This is a genomic window from Pseudomonas sp. P867, assembly GCF_019891455.1.
In the GTDB taxonomy this organism is placed as follows: domain Bacteria; phylum Pseudomonadota; class Gammaproteobacteria; order Pseudomonadales; family Pseudomonadaceae; genus Aquipseudomonas; species Aquipseudomonas synxantha_A.
Genome location: NZ_JAFLXB010000012.1, coordinates 173,481 through 186,439 on the forward strand (window position 1 = coordinate 173,481; position 12,959 = coordinate 186,439).

Here is a 12,959-nt window from a genome sequence, read left to right on the forward strand (position 1 = left end):
CAAGAGGAGTGTTTACATGTCTTTGAAGCTTGGAGTGATTGGTACGGGCGCCATTGGCCGGGACCATATCCGTCGTTGCAGCCAGACCTTGCTCAACAGCCAGGTGGTGGCGGTCACTGATATCAACCTTGCGCAGGCCGCGCAGGTGGTGGCGGACTTGAAGCTGGACGCCGAGGTGTACCCGGACGGCCATGCGCTGATCAACTCGCCAGAGGTCGAAGCCATCCTTGTGACGTCGTGGGGGCCGAGCCACGAAGAGTTCGTGCTGGCCGCCATCGCCGCCGGCAAACCGGTGTTCTGTGAAAAACCCCTGGCGGTCACCGCGCAAGGCTGCCGCAAGATCGTCGAGGCCGAAGTGGCCTGCGGTAAGCGCCTGGTGCAGGTGGGCTTCATGCGTCCGTATGACGAAGGCTATCGGGCCTTGAAAACCGTGATCGACAGCGGCCAGATCGGCGAGCCGTTGATGCTGCATTGCGCGCACCGTAACCCGACGGTGGGCGAGAATTACAACACCGACATGGCGATCACCGACACCCTGATCCACGAACTGGACGTGCTGCGTTGGTTGCTCAATGACGACTATGTGTCCGTGCAGGTGGTCTTCCCGCGCAAGACCAGCAAGGCCCTGGCCCACCTGCGCGACCCGCAGATCGTGCTGCTGGAAACCGCCAAGGGCACGCGTATCGACGTGGAGGTATTTGTGAACTGCCAATACGGCTACGACATCCAGTGCGAAGTGGTGGGGGAGACCGGCATCGCCAAGTTGCCGGAGCCGTCCCAGGTGCAACTGCGCAGCGGTGCGAAGCTGTCCAATGCGATCCTGATGGATTGGAAAGATCGCTTTATCGGTGCCTATGACGTGGAGTTGCAGGCGTTTATCGACAGCGTGCGGGCTGGGCAGGTCGGCGGGCCGTCGGCGTGGGATGGGTATGCGGCGGCAGTGGCGGCGGATGCGTGTATTGAAGCCCAGGGCAGTGGGCAGATTGTGCCGGTGAGCTTGCCGGATCGCCCACACTTCTACGGCTGATCCCAATCTCACAGGTGGAACCTGGTCAATGTGGGAGGGGGCAAGCCCCCTCCCACATTTGAACAGTGTTTGCACTTCAAAGCAGGAGTGAATCATGCGAATTGGACTAGTCGGCTATGGCCACGGAGGGCGCTTCTTTCATGCGCCGCTGATTGCGACGTTGCCTGGTGCGACGTTTGTGGGCGTTGTCACACGCTCGCCGGAGCGTCGCCAGCAATTAAGTACCGATCTACCAGGCGTGAAGGCCTTCGACTCCATCGGCCAGATCGTCGAAGCCGGCGTCGACGCCCTGGTGATTTCCACCACCCTCAAAGGTCGCCCAGCGTTGGTACTGGAAGCCATCGAACACGGCGTGGCGGTGGTCAGCGACAAACCCTTTGCGGCCAACGCCGAACAAGCCCAAGCCCTGATCACTGCCGCCGAGCGCCAGGGCTCGCTGCTCAGCGTCTACCAGAATCGGCGCTGGGATTCGGATTACCTGACTCTGCGCAAACTCATCGATGCCGGTGCCCTGGGCACCATCACCCGCTTTGAATCTCGTGTAGAACGCTACAGCCCACAAGCCGTGGGCAATGCCAGCGGCGGCGGGTGGCTGCGTGACCTGGGCAGCCACTTGGTCGATCAGGCGCTGCAACTGTTCGGCCCGGTGGACCGAGTGTTCGCCCAACTGCACTACACCCCTGAACACCCCAGCGTGGATCACGGCTTTTTTGTTTCCCTGAGCCACGCCAACGGCGTGATTTCACACCTGTGGGGCAACGCCTTGCAGAACAGCCAGGCGCCGCGCTTTCGTGTCAGTGGCACCTTGGGTTGCTACACCGTCGAAGGGTTGGATGGCCAGGAAGAAGCGCTGATCGCCGGTAAATCGCCGAAGACCGAAGGCGAGCACTGGGGCGCGGAGGAGCATCGACGCTGGGGCTGGTTCGAACAAGGCTCGGAGCGTGAGCGGGTGCCGTCGGAAAAGGGCTGCTGGACACAGTTCTATCGCCAGTTGCAGTTGGCCGTGCAAGGGCAGGGACCGCTGCCGGTGAGCGCCTATGACGCGCTGGAAACCACCCGTATATTGGACGCCGCACGCCTGAGCGCCGAGCGCCAGCAAGTGGTTTCGACAAAAATAGAATAAAATTCTAAAACAGGTTGATATGGAAATTATTTTCTAATACAGTCGTTTCCAGGTTGCATAAAGTACGTCCCGGACCCAGCGGGCGACTCAACAAAAACAAGATCAAAAACAACCAGGTACCGTCAGATGAAAATCTTCAACGCTGTACTTCGAGTTTTACGCCCCGCCCAAGCGCCACGCGGACTGCCCCGCGCCCGGCCGTTCTACTTCTCCTTCCTTAACGTGCTGTGCGTCGAAAACCAGGGCGCGCTGGTGTGCTGCATTCCAGGGGCGCCAGTGGTGCGACTGACAGCCGAGTCCTGATAAACGCAACGTCGAAAAAAACCAACAAGAAAGTGGAGACAGACCGTTCATGAAGACCCCGATCCGTTTTACCGCGCTGGCCCTGTCCATGCTGCTGGCCAGTGGCGTTGCCGGCGCCGCCGATCTGAAGGTGGGCGTCACGATGTCTGCGTTCGATGACACCTTCCTCACCTACCTGCGCGAAGACATGGATAAGCAAGCCAAGTCCTACCCCAAGGGCGATGGCGTGCAATTGCAGTTTGAAGACGCGCGGGCCGATGTGGTCAAGCAATTGAGCCAGGTCGAGAACTTTATCAGCCAGAAAGTCGACGCCATTATCGTCAACCCGGTCGATACCGCTTCGACCAAGAACATCATTGCGGCTGCGACCAAGGCGGGCATTCCGCTGGTGTTCGTCAACCGTCGCCCGGACCAGAAAGACTTGCCCAAGGACGTGGTGGCAGTGACCTCCGATGACGTCGAGGCCGGGCGCCTGCAAATGCAATACATCGCCGAAAAACTCGGCGGCAAGGGCAAGATCGTGATCCTGCTGGGTGACCTGGCGAACAACTCCACCACCAACCGCACCAAGGGTGTCAAGGAAGTGCTGGCCAAGTACCCGGACATCAAGATCGAGCAGGAGCAGACCGGCGCCTGGCTGCGTGACCGGGGCATGACCCTGGTCAACGACTGGTTGACCCAGGGGCGTGATTTCAATGCGGTGCTGGCCAACAACGATGAGATGGCGATCGGGGCGTCCATGGCCCTGCGATCGGCCGGCAAGGAAAAAGGCAGCGTGCTGATTGCCGGTGTTGACGGTACGCCGGATGGCTTGAACGCGATCACCAAGGGTGACATGGCCGCCTCGGCGTTCCAGGACGCCAAGGGCCAAGCGGTGGGTTCCGTGGAAGCGGCGCGCAAGATGGCCAAAAAAGAGCCGGTGGAGCAGAACGTGGTGATCCCGTTCCAGTTGATCACCCCGGACAACGTCAAAGACTTCAAGTAGCCCTGACACAACAACAATAAGCCGGCAGGGCGGTCACGGCCGCCCTGCAGATGGAGTGCCTCCCTATGCTTGCTCAAGCCGCTGCCTCGCAGCCCCCGGGCATCCAGCCGTTGCCGCTGGACGAACCCTACCTGCTGGAAATTCTCAACATCAGCAAAGGCTTTCCCGGTGTTGTCGCCCTGGACGATGTGCAACTGCGGGTGCGCCCCGGCACGGTGCTGGCATTGATGGGCGAGAACGGCGCGGGTAAATCGACGCTGATGAAGATCATCGCCGGCATCTACCAGCCCGACGCCGGGGAAATCCGCCTGCGTGGCAAGCCTATTACCTTCGAAACGCCGCTGGCGGCGCAAAAGGCCGGAATCGCCATGATCCATCAGGAGCTCAACCTGATGCCCCATATGAGCATCGCCGAGAACATCTGGATCGGCCGCGAGCAGCTCAACAGCCTGCACATGGTCAACCACCGCGAAATGCATCGCTGCACCGCCGAGTTGCTGGCGCGCCTGCGCATCAACCTCGACCCTGAAGAGCAGGTGGGCAACCTGAGCATCGCCGAACGGCAGATGGTCGAGATTGCCAAGGCGGTCTCGTACGACTCCGACATCCTGATCATGGATGAACCCACCTCGGCCATTACCGACAAGGAAGTGGCCCACCTGTTTTCGATCATTGCCGACCTCAAGGCACAGGGCAAAGGCATCGTGTACATCACGCACAAAATGAACGAAGTGTTCGCTATCGCCGATGAAGTGGCGGTGTTCCGCGACGGCCAGTACATAGGCCTGCAACGTGCCGACAGCATGAACAGCGACAGCCTGATCTCGATGATGGTGGGGCGAGAGTTGAGCCAGTTGTTCCCGGTGCGCGAGACGCCGATAGGTGAGTTGCTGCTGTCGGTACGCGACCTGAGCCTGGACGGCGTGTTCAAGGACGTCTCGTTCGACCTGCACGCCGGGGAGATTCTCGGTATCGCCGGCCTGATGGGCTCTGGGCGTACCAATGTGGCGGAAACCATTTTTGGCATTACCCCAAGCACCGGTGGGCAAATCACCCTGGACGGCAAGGCGGTGCGCATTACCGACCCGCACATGGCCATCGAGAAAGGCTTTGCGCTATTGACCGAAGATCGCAAACTCAGCGGCCTGTTCCCGTGCCTGTCGGTGCTGGAAAACATGGAGATGGCGGTGTTGCCGCACTATTCGGGCAGTGGCTTTATCCAGCAGAAGGCCCTGCGCGGCCTGTGCGAAGAGATGTGCAAGAAGCTGCGAGTAAAAACTCCGTCCCTGGAGCAATGCATCGACACCTTGTCGGGCGGTAACCAGCAAAAGGCACTGCTGGCACGCTGGCTGATGACCAACCCAAGGCTGCTGATCCTGGATGAACCGACCCGCGGTATCGATGTGGGCGCCAAGGCCGAGATCTATCGCTTGATCGCCTTTCTTGCCAGCGAAGGCATGGCGGTGATCATGATTTCCTCGGAACTGCCCGAAGTGCTTGGCATGAGCGACCGGGTGATGGTGATGCACGAAGGCGAACTGATGGGCACCCTGGATCGTGCCGAGGCCACCCAGGAAAAAGTCATGCAGTTGGCCTCCGGCATGTCCGCGGTCCACTGATCTACAGAATAAGAAGGTGATGGGCTATGAACGCAATAACAGACAACAAGCCGGCGACGGCACCGGTGAAGAATCGTCGACGCATGCCCACCGAGCTGAGCATCTTTTTGGTGCTGATCGGTATCGGCCTGGTGTTTGAACTGTTCGGCTGGATCGTGCGCGACCAGAGCTTCTTGATGAACTCCCAGCGCCTGGTGCTGATGATTCTGCAAGTCTCGATCATCGGCCTGCTGGCCATCGGCGTGACCCAGGTGATCATCACCACGGGGATCGACTTGTCGTCAGGCTCGGTGCTGGCCTTGTCGGCGATGATCGCTGCCAGCCTGGCGCAGACCTCGGATTTTTCCCGGGCGGTGTTTCCGTCCCTGACCGACTTGCCGGTGTGGATCCCGGTGGCGATGGGCCTGGGCGTGGGGCTGCTGGCAGGGGCGATCAATGGCAGCATTATCGCGGTGACCGGCATCCCGCCGTTTATCGCGACCCTGGGCATGATGGTCTCGGCCCGTGGCCTGGCGCGTTACTACACCGAAGGCCAGCCGGTGAGCATGCTCTCGGATTCCTACACGGCCATCGGCCATGGTGCCATGCCGGTGATCATCTTCCTGGTGGTGGCGGTGATCTTCCATATTGCCCTGCGTTATACCAAGTACGGCAAGTACACCTACGCCATCGGCGGCAATATGCAGGCGGCGCGCACCTCGGGCATCAACGTCAAGCGCCACTTGATCATCGTCTATAGTATCGCCGGGCTGCTGGCGGGCCTGGCCGGCGTGGTGGCCTCGGCACGTGCCGCGACAGGGCAGGCGGGCATGGGCATGTCCTACGAGCTGGATGCGATTGCCGCCGCGGTGATCGGCGGCACCAGCCTGGCGGGCGGGGTAGGGCGCATCACCGGCACCGTGATCGGCGCGCTGATCCTCGGCGTGATGGCCAGCGGGTTTACCTTCGTGGGGGTGGATGCGTACATCCAGGACATCATCAAGGGCCTGATCATCGTGGTGGCAGTGGTGATCGACCAGTACCGCAACAAGCGCAAGCTCAAGCGCTGAGCCTATCTCAAGGACAGCACCAATCAAATGTGGGAGGGGGCTTGCCCCCTCCCACATTTGGTATCGTGCCAGTCTGTTTCAACCGTTTGTCTTCTATATAGCTCCACTGCACTGAATTTCTTGCTATAAACGCACTCCGATGACCGTTCGCCAAGCCCGTCCTGGTGCCTTTGGGGGTTAATTGGGAAAAAATGCCTGTCTTTTCAGTTGCTGCGCTCTCAAGTCGGCCTTAGACTGCCGCCCCTCGTAAATTGAGTGCCGGGTGGCGCTTGAAATGGACGGCGCCCTTCCGAGACCTGCACAGGCCTTGCGGAACGCTCCCTTATTCGCCTTAATGCACGTATTTTTTATAGAGAAATCAATGACAAAGGAAAAGTTGCTGGCCATGCCGGCGGATGACTACATGAATGCCGAACAGCACGCTTTTTTCGAGAAGTTGCTGCAAGACATGAAGGTGGAACACCACGAGCGCATTGAACAGAACCGCATCGCCATTGAAAGCCTGGACACCCCGGCGGACCCGGCTGACGCGGCTTCCGTCGAAGAAGAGCGCACCTGGCTGGTAAATGCCATCGACCGCGACCAGCGTATGCTGCCGCAACTTGAGCGCGCCCTGGAGCGCATCAAGGAAGATTCTTTTGGCTGGTGTGATGACAGCGGCGAGCCGATCGGCCTCAAGCGCCTGCTGATCAGCCCGACCACCAAGTACTGCATCGAAGCCCAAGAGCGCCACGAGCAGATCGACAAGCATCAGCGTCAAGCCTGATGTGCTGAATGGGGGGCCTGCCAGTGAGCTGGCTGCCCCGTCTGCAACAACCTCCCGAGATCATCCGGCCCGCGTCTGGCGCGATGGATTGTTGCTGTTTATGCAATGAAGCTATTCCCAGGATAGCTTTTTCCAACTGGAATAAAACCGTAGCATGGCCAACATTGTTAGGCAGCTAACTAATGCTACGGAGAACTTCCATGCAAAACAAAGTCGATGTGGCCGTGATGATCGGCAGCGGTGTACCTGAGACCCTGCGTGCCTTGGGTCAGAAAGCCTGCTGGGTAGTGTTGCTCAATGGTGAACAGCGCGGCACCGCTTTTGCCAGTCGCGATGAGGCGCAGGAGTGTCAGGCTGCCTGGCAAGCGCTGTTGCGCATGGAACAGTCAGACAGCCTGCATTGAGACCGTGCTAGTGAGATTGATGCAGGCGCTGATTCAACTCATCCACCGGGATGGCCCACTCAGCGTCTTCACGCAGTTCTTCCTTAAGAAACTGCGCCTGTTGAGGCGTCCAGAACGGCGCATCGATCAACTTCACGCCTTCCGGCAACGGATGCGCGACGATGAAGGCATCAATGGCCTCAGGGGTTGAATCCAGGCCCAGTTGTTCAAACAGGGTTTCGAGCGTGGGGATTGGCGCGTCCATTGGGTACTCCATACAAAGTGAGGATCGTTGTGTATGGGAGGCTTGAGGCGCGTTAGAGTTCTATCGAGGTGTCAGGAATTGAGAGCACCCGAATCCACGGCGGTTTTCAGGGCTTTTGCGGCTTCTTTTGCTGCAAAGGCAGCGGCGTCTACAGTCTTGAACCAACGGTCTTTTTCTACTTGGTGCGCGGTCACAGTGGTCAGCGGTGGTTTGGCCCGCATGATAATGACTGCTTGAAACTCTCCGTCTACTTCCCTGGCATCGCCGTGGATAAAAAATTCGCCAATATCAAATTCCGTCACGTATAGCCTTCCCTTCAAGGTAACTGCACTGATGAAACCTGACCCGCACGGGGCAAACTTCAATGGACGGGCCAGTATGGCAGTTGTTGAGGGGCGCAGGCGCAGTAAAGTCACCCAGGTGACGAAACGAGTCCCCCGCAAAGGGCATGCAGCCTGGCTTCAAGCATTTTGGCCAATTCACAGGCTTTATTGTGGTCGCTGCGAAACCCCTTGATCCTGCCACTGGGCACTTCAAGAATGTGGAAAAAGTTCTTTCCGGCCGGTACCACTTGGTAAATAACCGAATGGGAGTACCCATCAAGGTTATGCAAGCAGTAGTATTGGCGTTCGTCTGGACATGATGAACGAGTGTGGAAGGACGTAGCATTGTGTTGACGTCGTTGCATGCTCAGCTCCTGTCGATCGATCTTGTTAGCCTGTGTTTGGCGTTTCGGGTGGTTTTGACCCGGCTTGCTGTTTTAGTATTGTCGTCGGTAGTTCGCAACTGGTTCCATGCCCGTGTATTTTTTGTTTCGGGTGTCGGAAAGTGCACTTTTGACTGGGTTATTCTCTGAAGTTGGTCGACTCGTATTCTCGGGTCGTTGAACCTGTGATTTGCTGTGCCACCGGCTGACCTTGCTTTAGGTCCACCGCGGCTGGGTGTACGAGTCCTGCGGGTTATCTTCAGGTTTTTGACGAATGTGTGATCGTGCCGTAACGGCCGTTTTTTTGTGCTGCCCGCTTCGGCGGCCAGCGCTTTCTTGATGTGGGGGCGTTTCCTTGGCAGTCAGTAATCTGGATATGCACGCGTTATTCGTGCTGGGTGATTTGCGCGCAAAGTTGGTCAAACAGTTTCAATCCCGGTTTGTCTACGTCACTGAACAGACGCCGGAAGGCATCTACATCGCCGAGATCGATACCGAAGCGGCACTGGTCGTGGATGACAAGCCACGCCTGGAACTTAAGGTGGGCGACCATTTCCGTGCGGCTGTTTTACCCAGCCGCGAAGGTGGAAAGTTCGAACTCAAGTTTCGCGATATCAAGTTGACCGTTTACGGCCTCGGCGACTACGCCTTTGTATCGTCGAACGAAGGCCAGGGCATTGTGTTCAAGGAAGGCCATAGCGTGATGCTGGTATTTGCCGCCCATGAACAATTGCAGGAAGGGCTGACCAAAACCCTCAAGGCCGTGACGGGCAAGGCCGCCAAGTGGCGCAAGGGTGAACTGGTGACGTTCAAGGCCAGCGAATAACCGATAAATACGCTGTGCACCTTTGTCTTTCGGAACCTCTACTACAGTTGAGTTGACTTAACTATTCAGAGGCTTCGCGCATTAGCGGCAAAGCCGTTTGCCATGACTGAGAGAACGCGAGGTGCAAAGGCATGAGAGGATTGAAGTCACTGGTGGCAGCGTCACTGACGGCCCTGAGTTTGTCACTGCCGGTATCGGCTGCTCAGGCACCGGTGCATTTTGCCGACCTCAACTGGGAAAGCGGCAGCCTGATCACCGAAGTACTGCGCTTTATCGTCGAAAAGGGTTATGACTTGCCCACCGACACCTTGCCTGGCACCACCATCACCCTGGAAACCGCCCTGGCCAAGAACGACATCCAGGTGATCGGCGAAGAGTGGGCGGGCCGCAGCCCTGTTTGGGTCAAGGCTGAAGCCGAAGGCAAAGTGGTAGGGCTTGGAGACACGGTCAAAGGCGCCACTGAAGGCTGGTGGGTGCCGGAATACGTGGTCAAGGGCGACCCGTCCAGAAACCTCAAGGCCCTGGCGCCGGACCTGAAGAGCGTACAGGACCTGGCGCGCTACAAGGATGTATTCAAAGACCCGGAATCCCCGGGCAAGGGGCGCTTTCTCAACAGCCCCATCGGCTGGACGTCCGAAGTGGTCAACAAACAGAAGCTCAAGGCCTATGGCCTGGACGACACTTATGTGAACTTCCGCAGCGGCTCGGGCGCAGCGCTGGATGCCGAGATTGCCTCGTCGATCCGCCGGGGCAAGCCGGTGCTGTTCTATTACTGGTCACCCACCCCGTTGATGGGGCGCTATAAATTGATCCAGCTGGAAGAACCGCCGTTTGATGCCGATGCATGGAAGACCCTGACCGACGCGGACAACACTGACCCCAAGCCTACGCGCTCGCTGGCATCCAAATTGAGCATTGGCGTATCGACGCCGTTCCAGCAGCAATATCCGCAGATCACCCAGTTCTTCGAAAAAGTCGAGTTCCCCATCGAGCCGCTTAACAAGGCCCTGGCGAAGATGAGCGAAAACCACACCGCGCCACGGGACGTGGCCCAGACGTTCCTCAAGGAGCACCCTGAGGTGTGGAAGGCGTGGTTGACGCCGGATGTAGCCCAGAAGGTTGAGGCGAGTCTCAAGTAACCGATAGTCTTAATGTGGGAGGGGGCTTGCTCCCGATAGCGGTGTATCAGCTTGCATATGCATTGACTGAACCACCACTATCGGGAGCAAGCCCCCTCCCACAGTTGACTGCATTTCAGGCTCAGAACTTGGTTTGCACCGCTACCTCAAACGTTCTCGGCGAACCCAGGTAATACGCCGGCGACACATGGGCAAACTCGGCATACACCTCATTGGTCAAGTTGCGCACGCGCGCGGTCACCGAGGTGCGGGCGTCCAGCTTGTAGCGCAGGAACGTACCGAACAGCGTGTAAGCCGGCACTGTCTGGGTGTTGGCATAATCGGCATACACCTGGTCGACATAGCGCGCATCCACCCCCCCTTGCCAATCCTCTGAGAAGTCGTAGGTCAACCACAGGTTGCCCACGCGCTTGGGCACATTGGTCGGCGTATTGCCTTTGCGCGATACCACGGCGCCGCTGGCAACTTTGTCATTGAATTCATCGTACTCGGCATCCACCCAGGCAAAGTTGCCTTCGGCCAGCAGCCTTGGCGTGATGCGCAGTGAGCTGGCCAGTTCGATACCCTTGGACGACTGCGCGCCCACCGGGATGCTGTTGGTGGGGTCCTGTGGGTCAGTGACGGCAAAGTCTTCGCGTTCGATCTTGTAGACGGCGACCGTTGCCGAGCCGCGACCGTCCAGGTAATCGAACTTGCTGCCGATCTCCCACTGCTTGCCGGTGGATACGTCGAACACCTGGGTGGTGGTATTGGGCTGTTCGACGGCGGTGCTGTATTGCACATAGACGTTGGCCGACGGAACAAACTGATAGGTAAGCCCCACACGGCCGGTTACTGGCTCCCAACTGCGCTTGAAGTGCCGAGGGTTGGTAGCGGTGATTGTGCGGTGGTTGGTCACGTCCAGGTCGATGGCGTCATAACGCAGGCCGGTCAGCAGTGACAGCTTGTCCGTGAGCCCCAGGCGGTTTTCCACGAACAGTGCCTTGGTGGTGACCTGGTTGGTCTTGTCCTTGATGAAGCCCGGTCGGGTGCCGGGGATGTCATAGAAGTGTCCCGGGTTGTAGTTGTTCGGGTCGACGGTACTTTGACCCGATACGTTCAAGGGGCTGTTGGTGGTGCTGTTGATCTTGTACTCAAAACCGCCAGACCAAGTGGTGGAGAGGCCGAACACGCCGGTGTCATGGCGCAGTTCAAACTGGTTGCCGTTCTGTTCGCCCTGATGCCGCACCTGATAGGCCGTGGAGCGGTTAACGGCGCTGTTGTCGGCGTTGTACTGGTAGGTCTCCAGGTTGCGGTAATCGCGCTGGCTGTCGAGGTGGTAGAGGGTATTTTTCAGCGTGGTGCTGTCGTTGATCCGATAATCGATGATCGAGCGGGCCCAGATTGTACGCTGCTCATAACGTCCGTCGGCGACGTTGTAGTTGTTGAAGCGGTTGTGCTTGTCGATCTTCAGTTCGCCGGCCTTGGGATTGAGCACCGGTGTGCCCCAATACGGGCTGTCTTCATGCTCATCCTGATATTCCAGGGCCAGGGTGTGGGACAGGTTGGGCGTGAGGTCGCTGAGCAGGGAAAACGCCACGCTCCAGGCATCCCGTTGAGCGCGGTCAATGTGGCTGTGGTTGGTGTTGCGGCTCACATCCAGTCGCGCGTAATGCTGCACATCGGCGCCGGGCTCGGTCAGCGCGTGATTAAGGCCGAAGGCCATACCGGCGGTGTCGTAGCTGCCGTAGGTCAGTTGGCCTTCTGCGGCCTGTTCTTCACGGGTCGCCAACTTGGTCACGTAATTGAGCGAGCCGCCCACGGAGCCGGCGCCGTTGATCAGGGAGGAGGGGCCGCCGACCAGTTCCACACGGTCGTAGATCCACGCATCCACCGGCCGCGCCAGGCCTGTGGCGACATTGATGCCGTTGAACATCTGGGTAATCTGGCTGCTGGTAAACCCGCGGTACGAGACAAAACCACCAAACCCGGGCGGCGCGCTGGCGTTGACGCCGGGCAGGGTATTGGCCGCCTCGCGAAAGGTCCTGGCGCCACGGCGCTCGATATCGTTGCGGTTGGCAATGGCCACCGAGGCCGGGGTTTCCCGCACGCTCAGGCCCAGGCGCGAGGCCATGCCGCTGGATTGATCCAGAGCCAGGCCGGGCTCAATGTTTTGATCACCTTCAATGGTGGTCGGCGCCAACTCAAGGGCGCAGGCGCAAACGGGCAGGCAGCCGAACAGGCCCGCCAACAGGGGTAGATGTTTCATGGTTGAATCCTGAAAACTTGGCTTGAAAACAACGCACAGCCACCGGTCCTTCCTCTCGGAAACGGTCGGCAATGCAGATCAGAAAGCGCAGGGATCAGGCGAAGGCAGGTGGCGCACGCGGGTTAGCCGTGGGCCAGGTGAAACGGGCAGGAATATCCGCGGCGAGCACCACCGCAGCAGGTGGCGCATGGGGTTGTGGCAGTACCGCCACATTCAGATGGGAGTTGAGCGCAGGCCCCATGCCGCCGGTAGAACACAGCGGGCAACCAAAGGCCTTCGACAGGGTTGGCAGACTTTCATCCGTGGAATTGCTGGGCAGGGGCGCCTGGGTGCGCGGGTCCACCGTACAGAACTGGCCGCTGATGCCGTTGAGCTGCATCCCCACCATCTGCCCATGACCAATGCTGCAGGCGAATACATTGAACAGGACGCAGCAGTAGAGCATCCAGGCAATGAGCGAGCGGTCGGCACGGGCGAGTTTCATGGGGCGGCACTTTAACATCAGCCGCCGACGAAATGC

Annotated in this window: 14 protein-coding genes; 10 read left to right on the forward strand and 4 right to left on the reverse strand. The window is 58.9% G+C overall.

What is annotated here, in order from left to right; all coding sequences use genetic code 11:
• Positions 1-16: 16 nt before the first annotated feature.
• The 8 genes from J1G33_RS21135 (at position 17) to J1G33_RS21170 (ending at position 7,276) form a co-directional block, all read left to right on the forward strand.
• Positions 17-1,027, forward strand: coding sequence for a Gfo/Idh/MocA family oxidoreductase (locus J1G33_RS21135; protein WP_103734384.1), 1,011 nt, complete (start codon positions 17-19; stop codon positions 1,025-1,027).
• A gap of 94 nt (positions 1,028-1,121) precedes the next feature.
• On the forward strand, positions 1,122-2,150 hold the full coding sequence (locus tag J1G33_RS21140; protein ID WP_148853674.1) for a Gfo/Idh/MocA family oxidoreductase: 1,029 nt from the start codon (positions 1,122-1,124) through the stop codon (positions 2,148-2,150).
• A 126-nt stretch (positions 2,151-2,276) separates the two neighbouring features.
• Complete coding sequence (locus tag J1G33_RS21145) at positions 2,277-2,453, forward strand: hypothetical protein (RefSeq protein ID WP_005787736.1); 177 nt, start codon at positions 2,277-2,279, stop codon at positions 2,451-2,453.
• 49 nt (positions 2,454-2,502) lie between these two features.
• On the forward strand, positions 2,503-3,438 hold the full coding sequence (locus tag J1G33_RS21150) for a sugar ABC transporter substrate-binding protein (protein WP_032876172.1): 936 nt from the start codon (positions 2,503-2,505) through the stop codon (positions 3,436-3,438).
• 65 nt (positions 3,439-3,503) lie between these two features.
• Positions 3,504-5,057 carry a sugar ABC transporter ATP-binding protein gene (locus J1G33_RS21155; protein WP_032876169.1) on the forward strand — a complete coding sequence of 518 codons (1,554 nt, stop codon included), beginning with the start codon at positions 3,504-3,506 and terminating at the stop codon, positions 5,055-5,057.
• A 26-nt stretch (positions 5,058-5,083) separates the two neighbouring features.
• Positions 5,084-6,106 carry an ABC transporter permease gene (locus J1G33_RS21160; RefSeq protein ID WP_003191668.1) on the forward strand — a complete coding sequence of 341 codons (1,023 nt, stop codon included), beginning with the start codon at positions 5,084-5,086 and terminating at the stop codon, positions 6,104-6,106.
• Between the two features lie 361 nt (positions 6,107-6,467).
• Positions 6,468-6,872 carry a TraR/DksA C4-type zinc finger protein gene (locus J1G33_RS21165; protein WP_003191666.1) on the forward strand — a complete coding sequence of 135 codons (405 nt, stop codon included), beginning with the start codon at positions 6,468-6,470 and terminating at the stop codon, positions 6,870-6,872.
• Between the two features lie 200 nt (positions 6,873-7,072).
• Positions 7,073-7,276, forward strand: a complete 204-nt coding sequence (locus J1G33_RS21170) for a hypothetical protein (RefSeq protein ID WP_005787746.1) — start codon at positions 7,073-7,075, stop codon at positions 7,274-7,276.
• A 7-nt stretch (positions 7,277-7,283) separates the two neighbouring features.
• Here J1G33_RS21170 and J1G33_RS21175 read toward each other — a convergent pair whose 3' ends face one another.
• Together J1G33_RS21175 and J1G33_RS21180 are read right to left on the reverse strand one after the other, a co-directional pair.
• The gene (locus tag J1G33_RS21175) at positions 7,284-7,520 is read right to left on the reverse strand and encodes a DUF2789 domain-containing protein (protein WP_032876165.1); all 237 of its coding nucleotides are present in this window, start codon (positions 7,518-7,520) and stop codon (positions 7,284-7,286) included.
• Positions 7,521-7,591: 71 nt separating this feature from the next.
• Positions 7,592-7,822 (reverse strand): hypothetical protein, encoded by a 231-nt coding sequence (locus tag J1G33_RS21180; RefSeq protein WP_005787750.1) that lies wholly within the window; start codon positions 7,820-7,822, stop codon positions 7,592-7,594.
• Positions 7,823-8,602: 780 nt separating this feature from the next.
• Between J1G33_RS21180 and J1G33_RS21185 the strand changes: the two genes are divergently transcribed.
• Together J1G33_RS21185 and J1G33_RS21190 are read left to right on the forward strand one after the other, a co-directional pair.
• On the forward strand, positions 8,603-9,052 hold the full coding sequence (locus J1G33_RS21185) for a hypothetical protein (RefSeq protein WP_177327419.1): 450 nt from the start codon (positions 8,603-8,605) through the stop codon (positions 9,050-9,052).
• Positions 9,053-9,183: 131 nt separating this feature from the next.
• Positions 9,184-10,191: an ABC transporter substrate-binding protein gene (locus tag J1G33_RS21190; protein WP_103734380.1), complete on the forward strand. Its 1,008-nt coding sequence runs from the start codon at positions 9,184-9,186 to the stop codon at positions 10,189-10,191.
• Between the two features lie 121 nt (positions 10,192-10,312).
• Here J1G33_RS21190 and J1G33_RS21195 read toward each other — a convergent pair whose 3' ends face one another.
• Both J1G33_RS21195 and J1G33_RS21200 read right to left on the reverse strand, forming a co-directional pair.
• Positions 10,313-12,439 carry a TonB-dependent receptor gene (locus J1G33_RS21195; RefSeq protein WP_223018687.1) on the reverse strand — a complete coding sequence of 709 codons (2,127 nt, stop codon included), beginning with the start codon at positions 12,437-12,439 and terminating at the stop codon, positions 10,313-10,315.
• Between the two features lie 94 nt (positions 12,440-12,533).
• On the reverse strand, positions 12,534-12,923 hold the full coding sequence (locus J1G33_RS21200; RefSeq protein WP_078821145.1) for a DUF2946 domain-containing protein: 390 nt from the start codon (positions 12,921-12,923) through the stop codon (positions 12,534-12,536).
• Positions 12,924-12,959 lie beyond the last annotated feature (36 nt).

What these genes read in the sequence shown, in the direction of transcription:
- J1G33_RS21135 (WP_103734384.1), top strand. Translation starts at nt 17, where the DNA reads ATGTCTTTGAAGCTTGGAGTGATTGGTACGGGCGCCATTGGCCGGGAC.
- J1G33_RS21140 (WP_148853674.1), top strand. Translation starts at nt 1,122, where the DNA reads ATGCGAATTGGACTAGTCGGCTATGGCCACGGAGGGCGCTTCTTTCAT.
- J1G33_RS21145 (WP_005787736.1), top strand. Translation starts at nt 2,277, where the DNA reads ATGAAAATCTTCAACGCTGTACTTCGAGTTTTACGCCCCGCCCAAGCG.
- J1G33_RS21150 (WP_032876172.1), top strand. Translation starts at nt 2,503, where the DNA reads ATGAAGACCCCGATCCGTTTTACCGCGCTGGCCCTGTCCATGCTGCTG.
- J1G33_RS21155 (WP_032876169.1), top strand. Translation starts at nt 3,504, where the DNA reads ATGCTTGCTCAAGCCGCTGCCTCGCAGCCCCCGGGCATCCAGCCGTTG.
- J1G33_RS21160 (WP_003191668.1), top strand. Translation starts at nt 5,084, where the DNA reads ATGAACGCAATAACAGACAACAAGCCGGCGACGGCACCGGTGAAGAAT.
- J1G33_RS21165 (WP_003191666.1), top strand. Translation starts at nt 6,468, where the DNA reads ATGACAAAGGAAAAGTTGCTGGCCATGCCGGCGGATGACTACATGAAT.
- J1G33_RS21170 (WP_005787746.1), top strand. Translation starts at nt 7,073, where the DNA reads ATGCAAAACAAAGTCGATGTGGCCGTGATGATCGGCAGCGGTGTACCT.
- J1G33_RS21175 (WP_032876165.1), bottom strand. Translation starts at nt 7,520, where the DNA reads ATGGACGCGCCAATCCCCACGCTCGAAACCCTGTTTGAACAACTGGGC.
- J1G33_RS21185 (WP_177327419.1), top strand. Translation starts at nt 8,603, where the DNA reads ATGCACGCGTTATTCGTGCTGGGTGATTTGCGCGCAAAGTTGGTCAAA.
- J1G33_RS21190 (WP_103734380.1), top strand. Translation starts at nt 9,184, where the DNA reads ATGAGAGGATTGAAGTCACTGGTGGCAGCGTCACTGACGGCCCTGAGT.
- J1G33_RS21195 (WP_223018687.1), bottom strand. Translation starts at nt 12,439, where the DNA reads ATGAAACATCTACCCCTGTTGGCGGGCCTGTTCGGCTGCCTGCCCGTT.
- J1G33_RS21200 (WP_078821145.1), bottom strand. Translation starts at nt 12,923, where the DNA reads ATGAAACTCGCCCGTGCCGACCGCTCGCTCATTGCCTGGATGCTCTAC.